Origin of the sequence: Flavivirga sp. 57AJ16, from assembly GCF_028736925.1 — a bacterium.
Taxonomy (GTDB): Bacteria; Bacteroidota; Bacteroidia; order Flavobacteriales; family Flavobacteriaceae; genus Flavivirga.
In genome coordinates, this window is the sequence record NZ_JAQZAT010000015.1 from 82555 (window position 1) to 103564 (window position 21010).

The window sequence follows — 21010 nt, forward strand, 5'->3', positions numbered from 1 at the left end:
GAATTTATTGTTTTATAAGTTTCTTAACCAGCATATGCCCCTCTTCATCTTTAAATTGTAAATGATATATCCCATTTGTGAGGTTACTTAGGTCAATTTCATGGTTAGCCATATCCACTTTACCTGAATAGACCATTTGTCCACTAAGATTAAACAACTTGTAATTCACCTGGTTCAAAGTATGGATATTCAATTCCATATTAAACGGATTAGGAAAAACATGTAGGTTTGGGAAATGATTAGATGTCACAGATAGAATCGCTGCACAGGCATCTGCGTCAACCACAAAATTAGTGGTTCCATTTACACTATAATTGCTACCTAATGCCGTTTCAAGATCTCCCCCAGGTTCAAAATGTGATGGATTATCGGTATAAACACAAGTTAAACTGGGATTGGAACTAATTTTAAAATAGGTAAATACCGTATATGGTATACTCCCCAAATCGATGCTAGATAGATCATTTTCATAAGCACCCAATTTTTCCAACCCAAGATTAGCTGAGACATCTAAATCGCCAGTAACATTATTATTTTGAAACCTTAAATAGGTAAGTGTTGTTAAGTCCGAAATATCTATACTGGTCAATTGATTCTCATAAACATCCAATCTAAAAATCCCAGTATTTCCACTAATATCTATATTTGTTAAGCCATTATTCTGCACATACACATACCTTAGTCTAGTAGGATCTGCACCTGCGTTTAGGGTCGCGTTCGATAAATCCAATGAGGTCAATCCGCATTCATAGGCTTTGACATGGTATAATTTGGTACAGCCGCTAAAATTCAGGGATGTTAGCCCAGAATTGCCATAACAATAAAAATTAGTTAATAGATCCAATCCAGACAGATCTATTTCCCCTATAATAGCATTGTTTTGGCAGTACAAATTTTTAAGTTTCGGAAACTGGTTAACACCGGACAAGTCCGCAACAGTGGTTACACTAGCACCTGGCAAATCTATATCTGTTATTAAATTAATATCTGTAAAAGTTATAAAACCATCTGTAGTATCTCCATCTGGAGTTATATTTGAAACGAATTGTGTTTCCAAATAGGCTTCAAAGGCGTCATCTGGTATAGACACCGTCGTTTGCGATAGTACAATTGCACTTATAAGTACAATAACACAAAAAAGTAGTTTAGTTTTCAAAATTTATGTTTTTAAATAGTTAGTATTCCTGTTAATTGTTTTCACGACCCTTTTAAACCAATTATTAATTGAAATGAGCTACAGAAAACGACATTGCTTATTTGTTTTAGCCTGCTGCGAGTTATTTGCATAGCCTAAGCTATGGAAATGATGAGTAAAGTGATAAAACGAATTAATGAATGAGTTTAAATAGCGTATTTTAATTCATAATTGGTATTAAACCCAAATCGTCTAAAAACGTCCACATGCGTTTACTAAAAAGCGATTTTTCTTCTTTTGTCAACCCGCCATGTTTTCCCCCTGGAATGGTTAAAAAATCAACTTTTACATCGTATTCCAACAGCTTATCGTAAAGTGCCTTGGATTGTTGGTATGGGACTGTGGGGTCATCATCGCCATGGATTATAAATATCGGCGGACTTTTATGGTTCACATAATACAATGGAGAAACCGATTTTATAAAGACCTCATCTCCAAAGCCATCTCCCAACCATCTTTTGGCAGATTTCCAATAACTCAAGGGCAATAAATCGGTAACACCATATTTATCTATTATGGCAGCCACTTTTATCTCTCCATTATAAGGACAATTAGTATCGAATTCTTTATTATTGGCCAATAGTCCAGCCATTAATGCCAAATGACCTCCGGAAGAGCCTCCCATAACAACAATTTTATTGGTATCGATATTGAGTTCCTTAGCGTGCTTAAATAAGTATATGAGTGCACATCTCACATCTTGTACTGCTCCTGGTGCAGGTGACACATCTACCAAGCGATACTCAACATTAGCAACGGCATAGCCATTTTTAAAAAAAGATCCATAGCCAGTTTGCGACTCCTTCACACCGTGGTTCCATCCACCGCCATGAATATTCATCACTACCGGTGTGGGGGTACTGGAATTTGGATTGGTATAAAGGTCCATTCTCCCTTCCCAACCATCTACTACGGTATAGACAACATCAATTTGAGCATCGTAACTGGCAGGATACGTTACAGGTTTGTATTTCTTTTCTTGTCCATAAACAGAAACAAAACCGTATAAACTAAAAATTGACAAAAGAACTAATGTTTTCATATCTTCTAGTGTGTTTAGTGTGTTACTTTAAGATTGTAATATTTAATTGAAGCATGTGCCGTTGGGTCTGTTGCTGTTAAATAATTTCCTGCCTTGAAATAGTTTTCGAAAGGCCATTTTTCAAGACTTATATCCTGGAAAGTATAGTTTTTATTGTTTGCACTAATCATAATTTCACCTTGTCTGGCCGTAATTTTTATTTGAAAACTGTCAAACCCAACATAACCGAAATCGTACTTTATGTCCGTCCAGGTTGATGAACTATCGTCGTATAAATCCAGTCCGCTTGTAGACTCGTCCACTAAGGTTTTTTTATAAGCAAAAAGTTTACCGTCTATCCAAATCATTTTAAGCAATGGAGGTGCATGGTTACTACTAAAATTATATGTCGTCATATCTTCTTGCGATATTATACCATGTATTTGCATGACAATGATACGATGGTATTGTCTGCTGGTTTCGGTATCATTGGAAACACTTGCAACTTGTAAGGTCCCATCCATTACCCCGCCTTCGACCAAGCTCCAATTATCGTAATTGCTTCCGGGTGTTTGCTGCTCTCTAAGTTCAGTTCTTGGATAACTACTATTGGCCGTGGTTGCATTGCCTGGATAGGTATAAAAAACAATGGAGGTATCGGTGGCATCATCGTACATAAATGGCTGTAAATCGGTGATGGTTTGATACCCAAAATCAATCAGATCGGATGGTTGGTATTCGTCTGGTTTAGAATCGCCATTTAAATCAACTGGCAAGGTTATTTTCCAGTGATTGAAATCAATATCCGCATACGAGGCGTTAGGATTTTTATCCTCTTCTTGAGTTTCGTTCAATTGAACCTCTTTATCTTCGGTCGAACATGATAGCAGACTAGCGATAATTAAAAAATATATTACCATGGCATTTATATAAAAACATTTTTTTTTGCTTACAACTTTTCTCATCCTGTTTAATTTTTAGTTGTTTTAAATGGTGGTGCAGGCAACCCACTTTTATTAAAAACCATGACCTCCCCAGGGGCATCTTCCCACAAGTACCTGACTATCTGTGGCGATTTTATTTCTTTAGCGTGTAGACGTATAACATTTTTTGAAACCTGCTTGGCACTGGCTTTCTTGAATGTGTTTCCGTCATTGGAAACCACAAAGCCATTTATGTTATTGGTATCACCTTTTATTATTAAAGACTCATTGAACGTCACCAATACCTCTTCCGAGTTAAACTGGACTTCACTAACCCCTGGCCCTCCTAGTGCTGCCCGTTTGTCTCCATAGGCTAAATTGTAAGCAGCAAGCGCTAATCTCCTTCCTACTTCTTGTTTGTTTTTGGGGTGTACATCGGCGTCTTCACCAATATCCAAAGTCACGACCATGGCTGTTTTATTTAGATCCAAAGCGGCAGCTTGGGCTTCCCGTATGGCAGGTTCCCTATTCCCTTGGTTGGCATAGTTGGCCAACTGAACAAAAAGAAATGGTACTTCTTTGCCCCATTTACTGCGCCAATCGGTAATCATTTTTGGGAAAAATTGAGCATATTCCTCTGGGTTTTTGGTATTGGATTCACCTTGGTACCAAATAACACCACGTATCTTATAATCGAAAAAAGGGTGAACCATACTGTTATATAAGGAACTTGGATAATATCTTGGATGCACTCTGGATGGTGGTTTTGATATCTGTGGCGTCCCTACTTTATAACACCATTCTCCTACCAATGATAATTTTCTAATCTCCGTTTTTAAATATAAATCGGAATCGGCTCCCCTAAAACCACCTAAATCGAGTAGGTTTTTTATCTTTATGGTGATTCTGTTTACGCCTTCTTTTAATATTTTGGATGGCACTTTATAAACCCTGTCAAAATCCTTTTTAGTGGAAGCACCAACTTGAATGCCATTAACATAAGTTACATCTTCGTCATCTATCCTTCCAAGGCTTAGTATTAATTCGCCCTCTAGGTCCCTACGTTTCAATATAAATTCTTTAGTTACCCATACAACACCATAGGTTTTTTTCAAATCCGTATTTCGCCATAAAGATGGCAACCTGAAAACCTCCCAATTGGAATAATCGGTATCTATAGATTCCCAATGTTCCTTAATTCCTAAATCTTGCTCGTCTTGGGTCTTGGAGTAAACTTTATGGGCCTTTTTATAATCCATCATTGCTTTTTCCATATCCATTCCCGCCATAGATTTCAAAAGTTCTCGACGAACTGGATCGTGTTCAAAGAACTTAGCATCCATCCAAGCTTCAATATTGGTTCCTCCCCAGGAGGCATTGACAAGTCCTATGGGAATATTATAGGTTTCATATAGGTTTTTTCCAAAGAAATAAGCCACTGCCGAAAACCCTTTGGCATTATTTGGCGTACAGCTTTTCCAGCTACCGGACGGCAATTCGGTTTCTTGGGTACCCGCCATGATTCTGGGAACTGTAAACAGCTTTATATTTTCATAATTGGCCTTTGCCAATTCATCTTCACCATGCAATGCATTCTCAATTTTCCAAGCCATATTGGATTGTCCCGAACAAAACCAAACATCACCCAAATAAACATCAGAGAGGACAATGGTATTGTCTCCTTTCACCTGTATTTCATAGGGTCCTCCTGCAGGTTGAGGGTCGAATAAAACTGCCCACCGCCCCGCTTTATCGGCGACTGTTGTTAGTGTCATTCCTAGGAAATTTACCGAAACCGTTTCATCGACCGCCGCGGTACCGTATATATGGATAGGTTCGTTACGCTGAAGTACCATATGACTGGAAAAAAACCGTGGCAACTCCACCTTGGCCAATAATGGGTCATGACACATCAAGAGCATCAAGAACAATCCAATATGTTTGAGTTTACAATACATTTAATATTTCTTTACAGGTTTCGGATATAGCTTGATAGTTAAACTCCCCAGCTTTATTCCTTTTAAACAAACTGGAACCAATTCCTACACAATGCACCCCAGCATTTAAATAAGCTTTAACGTCCTCTTTATCTGCTTTTATCCCACCACTTGGCATGAGTTTTAATTCTGGACAGGGTGACAGAACAGATTTTATAAATTTCGATCCGCCTAAACTATCCACGGGAAACACTTTTACAAGAGTGGCGCCATTTTGGTAAGCCGTGTACATTTCAGATAAAGTGAAACATCCAGGGATCCAAGGGATATTATGTTCTTTGCAAACTTGGCCCACATTTGTATCTAAAATCGGAGTGACTATAAACCGGGCGCCAATAGCTATAAATCTTTGGGCATCCTCTACTGTTTTAATGGTTCCAATACCCAACACCAAATCGGGATATGCCGTTGCACTCCAACTCAATAATTCCTTAAACACTTCATGGGCATTGCTTCCTCGATTCGTGAACTCAATTTCTTTAATCCCTCCCTCATAGCAGGCTCTAATTAGTCTTTTACAAACCTCTAAATCGTCATGATAAAACAACGGTATGACCCCTGTTTTAGAGAACGGCAGGTCCGCTTTTTTTACATTTTTATTCATATAGAATTCTTTTTACCTAGCGACACGCCCAGATGCATCCCCAGACATTAGTTTTAAAACTTCATTTACCGTTACTAAATTTGCATCGCCCTTAATAGTATGTTTTAAACATGAGGCCGCTACAGCAAAGTTCAATGCTTCCTGGTCATTATCGTAGGTGTTTAAGGCATAGATTAAACCTCCCATAAAGCTATCTCCACCACCTACTCTATCTACGATATCAGTAATTTGATAGGTTGGTGACTTTATCATTTCCTTGCCGTTATACATAACTCCGGCCCAGCTATTGTGCGAGGCACTAATTGACCCCCTAAGGGTAGTTATTACCTTTTTGGCCCTTGGAAACTTTTCCATCATTTGTGTGCATACAGACAAGAAAGCTTCTGCCGTAACATCATGGCCATGCTTATGAACATCTAGGTCTTTAGGATGGATTCCAAAATGCTTTTGTGCATCTTCTTCATTGCCTAAAATAACATCGCAATATGATGTTAATTCGGTCATGATCGCTTCTGGATCCTTTCCATATTTCCAAAGCTTTGCCCGATAATTCAAATCGGTTGAAATGGTAAGCCCCATTTCAGAGGCAACTTTCACCGCTTCTAAACAGGCATCGGCCGCACCTTGCGAAATGGCTGGCGTTATACCGGTCCAATGAAACCAATGGGCTTCTTTGAAAACCTTCTTCCAATCTACCATACCAGCCTCTATTTGAGCCATTGCAGAATGCGCTCTGTCATATACTACTTTACTGCCTCGGCTTACGGCACCTGTTTCCAAAAAATATATTCCCAAGCGATCCCCTCCAAAAAGCACATGGTTAATACCTACATTTCGCTTTCGCATTTCCATCATAGCACAATCGCCAATGTCGTTTTTTGGAACCCTAGTCACAAACTCTACGGGAAGTCCATAATTTGCCAATGAAACAGCTACATTAGACTCTCCGCCTCCATATATGGCCTCAAATTCGTTAGCTTGTGAAAACCTTAAATGCGCTTTGGGAGCAAGGCGTAACATAATCTCTCCAAACGTTACTATCTTCTTCATACCTATTCAATTATGTGATTTTAACTAAAAGCCAAGCCACCATTAATGTCAATATTATTACCCGTTAAAAATGAAGATTCATTAGATGCCAAGTAGGACACCAAATCGGCTACTTCACAAGCCTCACCTTCTCGTTTAAGCGGTGTACCATTGGCCACTTTTTCCCGAACTTCGTTTTTAGTAAAATCATCGTGGAATTTGGTCGCTATCATCCCTGGACAAATGGCATTTACACGAATACCCGAAGGCCCAAACTCTTTGGCCAATGATCGTGTAAAGGTCATAACCGCACCTTTTGAAGCTGCATACAAGGAAGCGCCAGGTCCTCCACCATCGCGAGCTGCCTGTGAAGCAAAATTTACAATGGAGCCCCCTGCTGCCATAAATGGTCTAACCGCTTTAGTTACTAGTACGACCGACTTAAAATTGACATCCATTAACAGGTTATAAAACTCGTCATTTATTTGGTCGATGGTCTTTCTAGCAAACAGACCTCCAGCTACATTCACCAAAATATCAATAGATTCCCCATAGGTATCCACGGCCTTGGACACCATATTATCTATGTCTTTTGGGTTGGTCATATCCCCATATACCGCAATTCCCTCGCCACCAATTTTTTTAATTTCTTCCAAGGTTATTTTTCCATCTTCTTCACTATCGTAATAGTTTACCACAACTTTGGCTCCCTCTTGGGCCAATTTTATGGAAATGGCTCTACCAATATCTCTTGCGCCACCGGTTACAATTGCTACTTTATCTTTTAAATTGCTCATCTTAAAAATTTTAATTATATATTGATTATTGTTTTACAGGTTCTATTTTTTTAATTAATATCATTATTGATAGTATGGCCATAGGTGCCAAAATGGCTATAATTATAAAAACGGGCGTGTAGGATATGGCCGTGATTTTAGGTACCAACCAGTTCATTACAATCACCGACAATGCTCCTACACTACCAGCCAATCCTGCCAGAGTACCCACGGAAGGGCCTCGAAAGAGATCACTTGAAACGGTTTGTATGTTCCCAATTGAAAATTGAAATCCGAACAGAACCAATCCTACAACATAAATGAAAGTCATAGGGTTGTTTTCGTTTACGAAAAAAATAATTCCCAAAAGTCCCATGAAAATTAGTAGGCATCCTATACCAATGCTAATCTTTCTGGAAGCATCCACCGTTCTGGTCTGCATAAGCTTGCCACAATACCACCCCCCCAATATACTTCCGGCCATACCTCCTAAATAAGAGATCCATATGGTTGAACCAATATCGGCTATACTAAAGTTGTATTTTGAGTTAAGGTACAACGGCATCCAACCCACAAATAGCCACCAAATGGGTTCAATAAAAAATCTAGACATTAATACGCCCCAAGACTCTTTATAGCTTAAAATCTTACGAACGGACAGCCCTTTTTGTTTTTTGGAGCTATTGTCGTTATCAATCCTGCCGGGCAGAATTAAGTTTTTTTCCTTTTCGGTGATCCAAGGGTGGTTTTCTGGAGTCGTTTTGTTGATGACAAGCCATGGAACAATCCATAAAAGCCCTATAAGACCTATAATAATATAGGTAGAACGCCATCCAAAATGCCCATAGAGAAAGGCTATTAAAACGGGAGCTACAACGCTGCCCAAAGAAGCACCGGCATTAAATATACCTTGTGCAATGGCACGTTGGTTAATAGGAAACCACTCTGCATTACTTTTAACGGCTCCTGGCCAATTTCCCGCTTCTCCAATTCCCAACATGGCCCGCACTAACGTCAACGATACCAGCCCTCTAGCAAAGGCATGAAAAGCAGATGCAACAGACCATACTAAAATGGATACTACAAACCCCAATCGGGTTCCAATGACATCGTATAGTTTCCCTGATAAAAATTTCCCAACGGCATAGGTAATCATAAACACGTTTAACATGATGGCATAATCTGCCTCATCCATACCTAGATCTTTTCCCATTTCTGGCCACATTACGCCAAATGCCGTTCGATCAATATAGTTAATTACCGTTGCAATACAAATGAGTGTAATGATCCACCACCGTAGTCCCTTAATCTTTACCATTTAATTATTTGATATTTTAACGTTTAAAAAATCTTCTCTCATTGGGCTAAAAACATCGATAAGCATTCCTGCTTCCATACATTCTGCTCCATGGCTTATATTAGGGGCTATATAAAACCCATCTCCTGCTTTCAATATTTTTTCAACACCATCAATACTTACTTTAAATCGACCTGAGACCACATAAGTTGTTTGCGCATGAAAGTGGTCGTGTAGATAACCTATGGCTCCCGTTTCAAATTTTACCTTCACCATCATGATTTGTGTATCGTATCCCACAAACTGTCGCGATATACCATCGCCCACTGTTTCCCATTTGTCCTTACTACTTTCGAAGAACGGCTCGCTAAATATTTTTTGATACTTCATTGGTTATTAGAATTAGTTTATGGTTATAAGTTTATAGTTTCCTTTCCATTTGAAAGTTTCTCCTTTTAGAATCAATTCGTGTGCTTCTGTGGGATCACTTTCCTTGAACGATAAGATTATTTTGTGTTTTAACTGATTTTTAAACTGAAAAACAATCACCATGTAGTTTTCATCCTCATAGTCGATGTCCAAAATTTCAAGGTTACTGTTTGGACTTTGAACTGTTTCCAATCGAGGGTCTATAGACCCGTGAGGCTCAATTATGGACACAAATGAGGTTGCATCGACTCCATTTCTTCGAATTAAGTAACCTGGATCGTGCCTAAGATTGAAATCAGGATCTGTTGCACCCATTTCGGTTAAAATAAAATCGGTACGACCATTAACTACCGTAGAAATGGAATAAAACTTGTTTTGGTTTAAAAAGGTTAATCGGCCAAAGCCATCGGCCAAACTCCCCGATGCTGTTTTATATAAATGCTGGTAACCAGATGAATGTCCTAGAGTATTTAATGATTTAGGTATTTTTAACGGATAATTGGTATCCATTAACTGGCCCAAGTACTGATAATTTAAATCGTATTGGTGGGAACGTTCAGAATCGACCCTAAACACATCTAAAAGCATAGGGTTTTTGCTACTTGTAGAATCGAGATCTATCATAGCAATAGTTCTTTTTAAAACGACATCATCATAGGCCGTTGTTTCTTTAACCGAAATTATTTGAACAGATTCCGATTCCAGATCGGCATATAATAATTGAGGCGCAAATTTTTCGGCATCGTCCCTATTTCCATTGTAATGTGAGGTTTCATCAACAATAAGTGTATTATGTGCAATGGACTGTTTTGCAAAACTGGTGTTTTCCGGTAAATAGCGTCCTCCCCTTTTCGATTCAACATTTAAATATCTCGCAGCGCCATAATCCTGTAAAACTTCACGTCCCTCATCGTATACCATTAAGGATAACCTATCAAAATGACCATGCCCCATGCCATGGGTCGCAAACTTGAGCACTGCATTAAACTGCCCCTTTTTGGATGTGTCCATTCTCAATAAAGCTAGGCCTCCAGATGCTCCATCTGCCCCATCCCTGATTAATTTAGGTAAGCGTTTAAAGTCGTTTACACCCTCTTTATTAAGGGCTATCGCCGACTTTAACCCGGCATTGGTTATAGTCACCATATTTTGTTCTTTTATAACAGATAATAAGGTAGAATCGTTATATCTGGTGAATCCAATATTGGAGGCAAATACCAATTCCCGACTTCTAAAATCCTTATCCTTTATGGCGTCATTATAGGGGTAAAATTCTCCTGAATCTGTAGTTAGTTGAAAAATAGTGGTAATGGCTTTGTGCAATAATTGATCCCGGTATTGAAAAATCTCCAACTCTGGTTGGTTTTCTTGAATCACTTCTGCAAAAACCACAAAGGGCAGCATGGCATAACGTTGATAATACGGTCCTTCGGAATAATAGCCATCGGGCGAAAACAATGTATTTAATTGGGCATAAAACCCCGATTGGCCATTTAATTCACTTCCATGTAATGCTTTATTTACCAGTAGGGTGTCTTTTAATACATACCCCGTCATACCTACAGCGGCCACACTCCATGTGCCATGGTTGTGAATTTTATTAAAAGTTTCATAAGAATCTTCACTCAAAAAGGTCACGAGATTTCCAAAGAGTTGTTCTTCTATGGTTTTTACATGGGCTTCTGTTAACGATTCTTTCACCAAATCATAGGCCTGAATACTATAGAACAACCAAACCGATTCATTAAGTCCTTGCCAAAAGAGTTTACCTGACGGATGGTTTGCCTTTCTTTTAGGATGCAGAGGCAAGCTTGGATACAGGTCTGCATAACCCAAAAGCATTTGTTCTACATAGTCTGCATACGCGCTATCCTTGGTAATGCTGTAAACTATCCCGGCAGCATACATATCGGCATAATTCTTTTTATGCTTTTCATGGGAATACCCGCCTCCGGGGTCTAATGGTTCAGGAATCTCAATACCAGTATCCAAGGCTTTGTCGGCCTGATCTTTTATTTTGCTATAAGACTGCTTCAACAAGTCATTTGAATCTAGCATCCCCGCAATTGAATTGGAGGAATGGCCGGATAAAATTAGTCGTGTTTTGCCATAGTCCTTTGTAGAGTGCTTCTTATGGTCGCCATTTTGGCAACCAACAAGAAGGAACAAACAACATATGTGTCTCAATATTAGTTTCGTTGTATTCATAGAAAAAATAATTTTAACCGGCAGAGTCAAATAAATCCGTTACATCTATGGCACCAAACTCGGTCAATACAGAATCTGTTACAATAATCCAATCCAAGTTTACAATGACCGGGAAAACGGATACACTAGACCCCGTGTTGAATCTAAATTCAAAACCAGACCCAGTTGAGGTGACCGATGGGATAAAGCCATTTAATCGTACTGCATACAATTTCCATTCACCACCTGTGTTGATATCAGGCCCCGATAGTTGTCTCCTATTAACCGAACTTGTTCCTCCCATATAAATCTTTAGTATAGGTTCTGTATCTTCTGTATTTATCCAAAAGTGCATAACGGCATTGTTATTAAAATGCCCCTCATCAAGTACATAAGGAAAAGTATCGTTGTTGGTTTCCCTATCTAAACGCATTCTGGCAATGGTACTACCTGTTCCCGTATTCATGTTCAAGTTATAGTAACTCGAACCAGGAAAAGGGGGTTGAGGTACATTTCCATTCAATTGCTGTGTGGCCAATGGGTCTTTACTATAGTTTATTACAAAGACATCTTCGGTATAGGAATCGAACTCTATATAACTTTCAAATTGCCCATTAATATAAGGCACGGATGGTTGTGTTATTTTACTTGAAGTACTATAACTTACTACAATATCCTGATATCCAGTAACTACAGCAGAGGGTACATTAAAACTTACGGACGTTGCGGTGGCGGTATTGAACGCAACGGTTTCTCCACCCACCGAAATACTCGTGATAAGGTTCATGTCTGTACCAACAAGGGTAACCTCGTTATCACGGCTCATGAGGGATGGCCAAGCATCAATAATTGGCGTAGGTATAAGAATATTAAAACTACTGCTCAACGGTCCCGAAACTTCTCCAGACGAAGAATTGTAGTAATAGTTCACTTCTACTGGGCTTACTTCGTTATTAGGAACACTCACAACCAGAGCCTGCCCCTCCTTAAACTGAATAACACCTTCCATATCACCAAAAGTAATGCGTGAAATACTTTCCAGGTTAGTACCTTCTATTACAATATTATCATTAACGGTAGCGCTTTCAGGAAACGTGGTGGTGATTGACGGTGTCGGATAAGTAACATTCAATACCTCTGAAGAAACCGCTTCTTTTCCTGCTGAAGTCACAATTTTAATGCTACCAGAACTTGCATTTGCAGCGACTTCTATTTCAAGGGTCTTTCCATTGACACGTTGAGTGATTTGACATGCTGTATCACCTATATAGGCTTTATCTGCAAAATTCAAATAGTCGCCAGTAATGATAACTTTGGTCAATATATTGGCCGTACCAGGAGAAATGCTGGCTATTGTGGGTTGGGCCGATAGTATTTCTTCTACCGTTTGGTCTACTTCTACATCTGCATCGCAGGAGAAAAAGACCTGTAATGAGGCTGTAATAGTCAAAAGAAATACAATGAGTAGTCCGCGTTTTGTTTTCATCTTAATGGTTCTTTAAATTCAAAATATTAGTTTAGTCTATAATCCCAATGTCCTTCCCATCTGATGCCGCATTTTTTAGCTGGGAATTATCTTTGAGCAAAAATGTATCTCTGTCCGACCACTTGGGGTTAGAATATATTATGTTTTCCAATTTGGCCTTACTGGATACCCTAAGTTCTCCAGAATTGTATACAACTGTGTTTAGGACCTTATTGTTAACACCTTTTAGAATGGCAGAATATTTTGAAAAAGGGCTTTCTGCAAAAATGCTATTGGAAATCGTTACGTATACAATACCATTGGTCCTTAAGGCTCTTCCTTTCTCATTGTTATACACATTATAAAACACACAATGATCTATATTCAGTTGTCCCCCCAAGGTAGACTCATCATTTCCTCCGCGATAAAAATTTATCGCAAATTGTTCTATATCCTTAAAAATAGTATTACTAATATCAATTACTTCGGCATTATACTTACCAACATCGTCCTTTTCGTAACCTAAATTGAGACCTCGAAGGGCATTTTCGAACCTTGAGTTTTTAATTTGTATAGTATCTGCAAAGGTGCCCTTATAAGCCTTAAAAATAGCACCACCATCATCATTAAACCCATGAATAAAAACGTCGTCCATTTTTAATTTATATGAATTGGAGGTAGGTGTATTTTGTGACACAATCGCATATCTTATCTTTTTGCTAGAAGTGCCATCTATTTCAAGGTTTTTTATTTCTAATGAACTTCCTTCGGTGACCTTAAAAAAATAAAAGGGATCCTTATCCAATCCTTTGGCAATTTTTATAATGGTCCTTCCTTTTCCAGCACCATTAATAATCATATTGGACGAAATTTGCATGGGTCTATTAATTATATATTCGCCTTCTTGTAATTCCAAAAGATTATAATCGCGCGCTTTTTTTATCGCATTTACAAGGGTATTTTCTCCAGGAGCAACCTTTACTACTTTATACGCCTGTTTAGGCTTTATACTTTCTGTGGGGGTCGCTTTTTGCAATTCCCAAAGCACTCCTGAATTAGTGGTTAGTGCCACTGGAAGCTTTTTATTTCCTGGGATTACGGCTCCCGCTCTTAATTGGGTACGTACCGTACCGGTTAAATCGGTTCTCAAGGGCCTATAAGTAGGTTTTACTTCTAAGATAGAATCACTTGAAACACTAGGAACAGAATAAAATTCGATATTATCCCAGGCTAAATTGACCTTACTGAACCCTTTGGCTTGAACTTGATAATTTCCTTGAAATTTATTGCCAGAGAATGTTATTCCCGATATATCGTCTGAAACATCCAAAAGCTCCATTGCTTTTGTTCCATAGAATAAATTATTCGCCACAATCGTATTTTCTGGCGTCGCCGTACGCTCGGTATCGCTTCCTTCGCAAAGCTGTAAGGGACTACAATTTATAAAAGTATTATTTTGGATAAGTACATCTTTTACTTGATTATATCTATTTGCCGGTCCATTTGGCACGCCATTCATAATAACCAATGGTCCTCGAAAGCCATCTCCAGTTAAACCGATCATTAAGTTGTTCTGGATTAAATGTCCTTCATTAATGACCCGAATACCTCCGGTATGTGGTTTATTGTTTCCAAAGAACACATTACCTTCGACCAAGCATCGATTTCCATGTCTTAATGTTAAAACACCTTCACTCTCAAGAAACAAATTGTTTCGAATGATGTTATCGCATGTTTTGTTAGAGATAATTTCCACCTCTCCGTTACAATGCTCGAATACATTCTCTTCAACAATGGTACGCGACGATTCCATAGCGGTGTGGCTGGTACCAATTCGAATGGTTTCCCCTCCATTAGAACCTAGAGCCGGTCTAAAACCAAAATAATTTTTATCTATTCTGTGATTGTTTTCATAATTTTCCGGGTTACCCTTAAGTCCAACTATGAGTACCGGACCACGGTTGGTTTTCCCAAAAAATGAACTATGGTCCACTCTATTATTTTTTCCCCATAGCTCAATCCATTGGTACTGTATGGAACGATCTGACGGATTATAATTTGTTATAGCGCAATTGGTCACCCGACAATACTTGGCAAGTTCATTGGCATTTTTCTTGAATGAAATAACAGCTTTTCCCTCTGTATTTCCTTCTTTAAACCATAGACCTTCCACTTCAAGATTTTCGCCATAAATAAGCAATCTTGACGTACCATTGAGTATGACTTTTCCAGGTGTTTGCGCCTTTAATTTAATTGGTTTATCCGGGAGACCTTTAGACGAAAATTTGATACTTACATCTGTCCAAATTTTATCTGCCATTACAATAACATCACCAGGTTTTGCATTTTCCAATGCACTTTTCAGTTCGTTATTGTTTCCCACCAGTATGTCATTGGCAAACACACTTAAAGTACATAAGCATAAAAGAACACCTAATATTATATCTCTATTTGTTTTCATATACCAATTTTAATATCCAACGTTTTGAGCTATACTTGAGTTTAAATCAATTTCATATTGTGGAATAGGCAACAATAGCTGGAATTCCTGAATTGGACCTGTGTTAAACTGTGGGCTATCGGGATCGTTATACTGATCTTCGGTAGCGAAATGCGTATTCATTACGGTAATAGCCCTACCCGTCCTAACCAAATCATACCAGCGTTGGTTTTCGAAGGCAAATTCTAATTTCCGCTCTAGCTCCAGTGCGAGTTTAAACTCGAAATACGTACCCACTTCGCTCGTTGTATAAGGAGGCAATCCTGCGCGTTCATGTACCTGATTAAGTAAATCCATTGCATCTGATGTAGGCCCAGACGATTCGTTAATGGCTTCGGCAAGAAGCAACATAGCATCTGTAAATCTAATTATTGGCCAATCATTTCCGGCATCGTCAACCGAAACAAAATCTGAATTGTATTTTTTAATATATTGAAATTCATTTACCTGCCCTTGAAATCCTATCCAATAATCGGCCATAGACACATCTTTTCTTGAATCGCCAAACGGATAGGCTTCGGACATGCTTGTTGCAGGCACATTAAGCTCGTCGCCACTACCTGTAACAACATAGTTATCGCTTTGTAATGGTGAAAAATAGTTTGCAAATGGCGCTCCCAATCCAATACTCCCCGTTTGGTAACGGGCGGCAAATAAAATTTCACTATTATACTCATTGCCTATATCGAAAACATCGGCATAGTTGTTCAAATAACCAAATGGACTATTATATACAACGTCACTCAAAGTAGTTATGGCCATTTGTACATTAGCATCTCCTCCAATGGTTAAATAAGCTTTGCCCAATTTTGATAATGCAGCCCATTTTGTTATTCTTCCCAATCCTGCTCCTTGAGCCTCATCTGGTAAATACTCTGATGCAAATAGGAGATCATCTATTAGAAAATCGTAAACCTCTGGAACTGTACTTCTATCCATGGATTTGGCCTGATTTCCTGAAACGGGTTTATCGACTATAAATACCCCTCCCCATAGTCTAACCAAATTAAAATAGGCATGGGCCCTAAAAAACCGTGCTTCTGCCTCGAATCTATTTGCGAGATCCATATCATCTACGACATCAATATTGGCAATAACATTGTTAGCCAATGAAATGGTCCTATAACAGGCCCGCCAATAATCTTCAACGAAAATATTTTGCGAATTCAATACAAACCGGTCCACTTGTCTGTAGGGAACATTAGCCGTTTCACTATTTCTTGAACTCATATACGTGTTATCCGAGCGAAGTTCGGTAAGTACAAACTCCTTATCCAATAGTAAGTGCAAGGAATTATATATCCCAATGACAGCCAATTCTATTTCATCGGCATTATTATAATATGCATCGGCACCAATATCCGAAATTGGTTGTAAATCCAACTTATTATCACATGAGGATGCAGATATCCCTAAAATTATAGTTAATGCAATTAATTCAATATATTTTTTCATGAATCTAGTTTTTAAAAATTAATATCCAATCCAATGGTGAACTGTTTCTGGATAGGATAAGTTCCACGCTGATATCCCGATATAAGTGGTGATCCATATACACCACTTGTATTTAGTCCTTCTGGGTTAACGCCATAATAATCATCGGCCATAAAAAACAACAAATTCTGAGCTGAAGCAAAAAGTCTTACTTTTTCCAATTTCATTTTCTCCAAAAATTTAGATGGAATGGAATAGCCCAATATGACCTCCCTTAAGGCTATATAAGACGCATCCTGAATGAGATAGTCTGTTAGTACCCAGTCCCTTCCTAATTTTTCTCGCGGTTTTGTAGCTGGGAAATTTTCGTTAAACCACCGCCCAGATACAAAATTGCGGTGTAGATATCTCGGCTCTGTGTAATAACCATCTCCATAAAAAACTTTGGCTCCATGCGACCCTTGAAACAAGAAATAAAGATCAAACGATTTACATTTAAAGGTATTACTAAAGCCCCATGTGAAATCGGGGAATGGGCTACCCAGCGTAGTCCGGTCATCCGCATCAATTATGCCATCGTTATTCACATCGGCAACCCTAATACCCCCAATGGCATCTTCAGAGGTGCTAGGAAAGGTATTGAGTTCTTCTTCATTTTGAAAAACCCCTGCCATTTTATAACCATAAAATTGTATGGCTTCTTCCCCAACCCTTGAAATATATTGTTCGTTACGTTCGCCTTGATTTATAAATTGTTCCTCGCCTCCCAATGAGATGAGCTTATTTTTATTTGCCGATAGGTTAAAATTACTATCCCATGTAAAATTGCCATTTCCCAAATTTGAAGACAGCGTAAACTCCCATCCTTGATTTTGTATTTTACCTATGTTATTCCAGTAATTATCATGTCCTGTAATAAAGGACACATTTTGTTGCAGCAATAATTTATCGGTTACGGAATAATAATAGTCTACGGTAAGGTTTAATTTACTTCCAAAAAAGCTCATGTCCACTCCTGTATCGTATTGTTCCGTTTGTTCCCATGAAATGGCCTCGTTACCTAATGTCAAACCATTTTCTGCCAATCCTGAGGTTACTACCCCACCATTTTCTCCAATAGAGTAATTGGATGGAAACAATAAATTGGTAAAGGCATAGTTTTCAATATTATTGTTACCAACAATACCTAAGCTCGAACGTATTTTAAATTGGTTGATGAACTTGAAGTTATTCTTCCAAAAGTTTTCTTTATGAACGTTCCATCCCACCGATGCCGATGGAAAAAATCCATATTTATTATCTGGTCCAAACAATGAGGATCCATCAAATCGACCAGCCAAGGATAACAGATATTTTCCATCGTATTCATAATTTAACCTCGCTAAATAAGACAACAGTGAAATTTCCTCTTTGTTGGTATATGTACTGTTAGCATCAATAACCGTTGCAGCATTAATGGTTTCTATTAAATCGGTTGGAAATTGTGTTCCGCGAACGGATCCGTTTTTGAAGTTTGAATATTCAAAAGTGGTTCCTAACAGCCCATCAAAATTATGGCTTCCGGCCTTTAAACGATAATTTAAGGTGTGCTCCGTAATAAACTTATTGTACAACCTCGTTTGGTTTAAGGCAAAAGATTCTGCGGTACGGTTAGCCAGAGAATTTCTAAAAATCTCATAATCACGGTACTGGAAATAGTTGCCAATAGTTCCCTTATAGGTTAGTTTCTTATTTATTTTCCAACGTGCATACCCATCGGAAACCATCCTGTAATCATATCGAGATCTATTTTCATTTTCCATTCTGGCAATGGGATTATTATTGCTGGATCCCCAAAGCGAGCTTACCGTAAAGGTCTGTGTATCACCATTACCATCAACATAGGAAAAAGTGGTGTTGTTAAAGTGTCTTGGATGTGCATAAGAGCCAACGGGTTGTCCCGTAAGTTCTGAGGTGAATCCATTATGTCTTATTGGCCCCCATTGCAGCGCTCTTGAATAATCGGAAAACCGAACGGTAGGCTGTCTTAACCTTGAATAGGACGGTCTGAAATTAAAACCGATATCTAAATTTTCGGATAACTTAGTAGAAAGTCTCCCTTGAAGATTGAGCCTATTGCTAAAATTATCCTTAAGGAGCCCCTCATCTTCAATCCATTGTGTAGAAATATAATAACGTGTATTGGAATTTCCCCCTGATATATCCAGTTGGTAATTATTGATAGATGCAACGTTGCGCTGTGCTTGTTCTGGCCAGTTTGTACCACCAGTTTCATCGGCCACGATGCGTTGTGCTCTTTCTCTGGTACTATAATCCAAAATACTGGGTTCTGTACCGTTTTGAGCAGCTTCAAAATTTTCAACCATTTGTCTTTCATTCAACAACATATCGGTATACTCATAAGCATCCAACACATCTATTTGTCTGTAGGCTTCCTTAAAACCAGCAAATGTTTTGAAACTATACTTGGGCGTAATACTTCCTTCTTTTGTTGTTATTAGGATCACCCCATTAGCTCCACGGGAACCATATAAGGCCGTAGAGCTGGCATCTTTCAATACTTCAATGGATTTTATGGAACTTGGACTAATAAATTCCAGTGCATCTGCAATAGGGAATCCATCTACCACAACCAATGGTGAACTGTTGGCACTAATTGAGCTTAAACCTCGAATGGTTATTTGCGGTGACTCACCCAATTCGGAGGCAATGTTTTGAATTTGCACACCAGCCATTTTACCTTTTAAAGATTCGGTAACCGAACTATAGGGCAGTTCATCAAGATTGTCATTGTTGAGACTTGAAACCGCCCCTGTTAAACTTGACTTTTTCTGTGTACCATATGCAACAACGACTACTTCGTCCAACTTTGATTCATCTTGAACCAAAGTGATTTGTAAGTTATTCTCGCCAGTAACAATGACTGTTTTAGTAACATACCCCAAATAGGATATACTGAGCACATCGTCGACTTTTACATCGAGGAAAAATTGGCCATCAAAATTGGTTACTGTTCCCTTGGATTGGTTAACAATAATAATATTGGCTCCAATTATTGGCATACCATCTATTTCTGAGGTTATTTTACCTTGGAGTGTATAAGAAGAATTCTGAGCTGTTACTGTTACAGTTCCCAACAGCAATAGCAAATAAAAAAGTTTTTTGTTCATAATAATTAATTAAACAATTAAGTTTATTAGTTTTAACTGATGTTATTCAATTTTGAAAATCAATAATTGACTTCATTCATATTTGAATAGCTAAGAGCGGGTCAATCCCAAACTCACCCATCAATTCTTTTAGCTATAAATTCAACTAGTATTAAAAAAAATCATTTGGACCTACCAGACATATTTTTTACTAAAATATTTAATGGTTTTCCAGATTGGTTATCCAAATTGGTTACCCAAATATATAGACTTTTTTTTGTTATCCAAAAAAAATTTAATAATAATTAGTTTTAAAAGGTATTTTGTTGGTTTTTAATCCCAATAAAAGCAACTTTAATGCGCTATTAGAAACAATTGTTATGCTTCATGGAAAATAAAGCAACTTAGTTTCCTTTAGCTTCCATTTTATTTAGTCCTTATATATAAATGGCCTAAAACATCATAGTGTCAGCACCTTATAAGACTACAGGGGCTTATTTTTATTTTCTATACTAACTAAGGCAAAACACATGCTTCAAATGGCAAACGTCTTCTCGTCATATTGTGTTAGTAGTAAATATCATGGCAAGTCTTAAAAAAAAATTAAGAGTAGCCCGATCCTTAATTAGCCTATGAAGACATCCGTAATATCTTTTTTTAGTTTCCTTATTTTTACTTTTCTAAGGAAATTATTCATTCGGCTACAGCATGAAGATTAAAAGGCCTGTCTGTGATTTATATATTTAAAATGTTAAATTCAAAACTCTTAAATATTCTATGCCCTGCTTGCTGCCTTAAAACGAAATTCTTCAGATAAGTTAGCTTTAATATCTTTTATTTTTTCATATGACAACCAGTTAGCAATACGTTCATATAGCGAACTCATTTAGACTTTTTCAATTTGCTAAAAAATTGCTGTTTTCAGCTCTGTTTTTGTCTTTTTTTCCTTCCGTAGCTCTGCTATGCAACTCAAAAAAGACTTCAACTGAGACAAAAAACTTCTA

14 protein-coding genes are annotated in these 21010 nt (G+C 38.1%); all 14 read right to left on the minus strand.

Going from position 1 to position 21010, the window contains the following annotated elements; all coding sequences use genetic code 11:
* Window positions 1-4 precede the first annotated feature (4 nt).
* Window positions 5-1156, minus strand: coding sequence for a T9SS type A sorting domain-containing protein (locus tag PQO00_RS16050; RefSeq protein ID WP_274185870.1), 1152 nt, complete (start codon window positions 1154-1156; stop codon window positions 5-7).
* A 199-nt stretch (window positions 1157-1355) separates the two neighbouring features.
* A complete protein-coding gene (locus PQO00_RS16055) occupies window positions 1356-2237 on the minus strand; it encodes an alpha/beta hydrolase (protein WP_274185871.1) in 882 nt (293 codons plus the stop codon).
* 14 nt (window positions 2238-2251) lie between these two features.
* Complete coding sequence (locus tag PQO00_RS16060; protein WP_274185872.1) at window positions 2252-3181, minus strand: polysaccharide lyase family 7 protein; 930 nt, start codon at window positions 3179-3181, stop codon at window positions 2252-2254.
* 5 nt (window positions 3182-3186) lie between these two features.
* Window positions 3187-5097 carry a sialate O-acetylesterase gene (locus tag PQO00_RS16065; protein WP_274185873.1) on the minus strand — a complete coding sequence of 637 codons (1911 nt, stop codon included), beginning with the start codon at window positions 5095-5097 and terminating at the stop codon, window positions 3187-3189.
* Window positions 5087-5740, minus strand: coding sequence for a bifunctional 4-hydroxy-2-oxoglutarate aldolase/2-dehydro-3-deoxy-phosphogluconate aldolase (locus PQO00_RS16070; protein ID WP_274185874.1), 654 nt, complete (start codon window positions 5738-5740; stop codon window positions 5087-5089). The genes PQO00_RS16065 and PQO00_RS16070 overlap by 11 nt, the downstream gene beginning before the upstream one ends.
* 12 nt (window positions 5741-5752) lie before the next feature.
* Window positions 5753-6790 (minus strand): sugar kinase, encoded by a 1038-nt coding sequence (locus PQO00_RS16075; protein WP_274185875.1) that lies wholly within the window; start codon window positions 6788-6790, stop codon window positions 5753-5755.
* 20 nt (window positions 6791-6810) lie between these two features.
* Complete coding sequence (locus PQO00_RS16080; protein WP_274185876.1) at window positions 6811-7566, minus strand: SDR family NAD(P)-dependent oxidoreductase; 756 nt, start codon at window positions 7564-7566, stop codon at window positions 6811-6813.
* 25 nt (window positions 7567-7591) lie between these two features.
* On the minus strand, window positions 7592-8863 hold the full coding sequence (locus PQO00_RS16085) for an MFS transporter (protein ID WP_274185877.1): 1272 nt from the start codon (window positions 8861-8863) through the stop codon (window positions 7592-7594).
* Window positions 8864-9232: a cupin domain-containing protein gene (locus PQO00_RS16090; protein ID WP_274185878.1), complete on the minus strand. Its 369-nt coding sequence runs from the start codon at window positions 9230-9232 to the stop codon at window positions 8864-8866.
* A gap of 12 nt (window positions 9233-9244) precedes the next feature.
* Entirely contained in the window at window positions 9245-11479 is a 2235-nt protein-coding gene (locus tag PQO00_RS16095; RefSeq protein ID WP_274185879.1) for a heparinase II/III family protein, read from the minus strand.
* Between the two features lie 13 nt (window positions 11480-11492).
* Window positions 11493-12944, minus strand: a complete 1452-nt coding sequence (locus PQO00_RS16100) for an IPT/TIG domain-containing protein (RefSeq protein WP_274185880.1) — start codon at window positions 12942-12944, stop codon at window positions 11493-11495.
* A 31-nt stretch (window positions 12945-12975) separates the two neighbouring features.
* Window positions 12976-15384 carry a chondroitinase-B domain-containing protein gene (locus tag PQO00_RS16105; protein WP_274185881.1) on the minus strand — a complete coding sequence of 803 codons (2409 nt, stop codon included), beginning with the start codon at window positions 15382-15384 and terminating at the stop codon, window positions 12976-12978.
* 9 nt (window positions 15385-15393) lie between these two features.
* Window positions 15394-16878, minus strand: a complete 1485-nt coding sequence (locus PQO00_RS16110) for a RagB/SusD family nutrient uptake outer membrane protein (protein ID WP_274185882.1) — start codon at window positions 16876-16878, stop codon at window positions 15394-15396.
* A gap of 11 nt (window positions 16879-16889) precedes the next feature.
* Entirely contained in the window at window positions 16890-20027 is a 3138-nt protein-coding gene (locus tag PQO00_RS16115) for a TonB-dependent receptor (protein WP_274185883.1), read from the minus strand.
* Window positions 20028-21010: the final 983 nt, after the last annotated feature.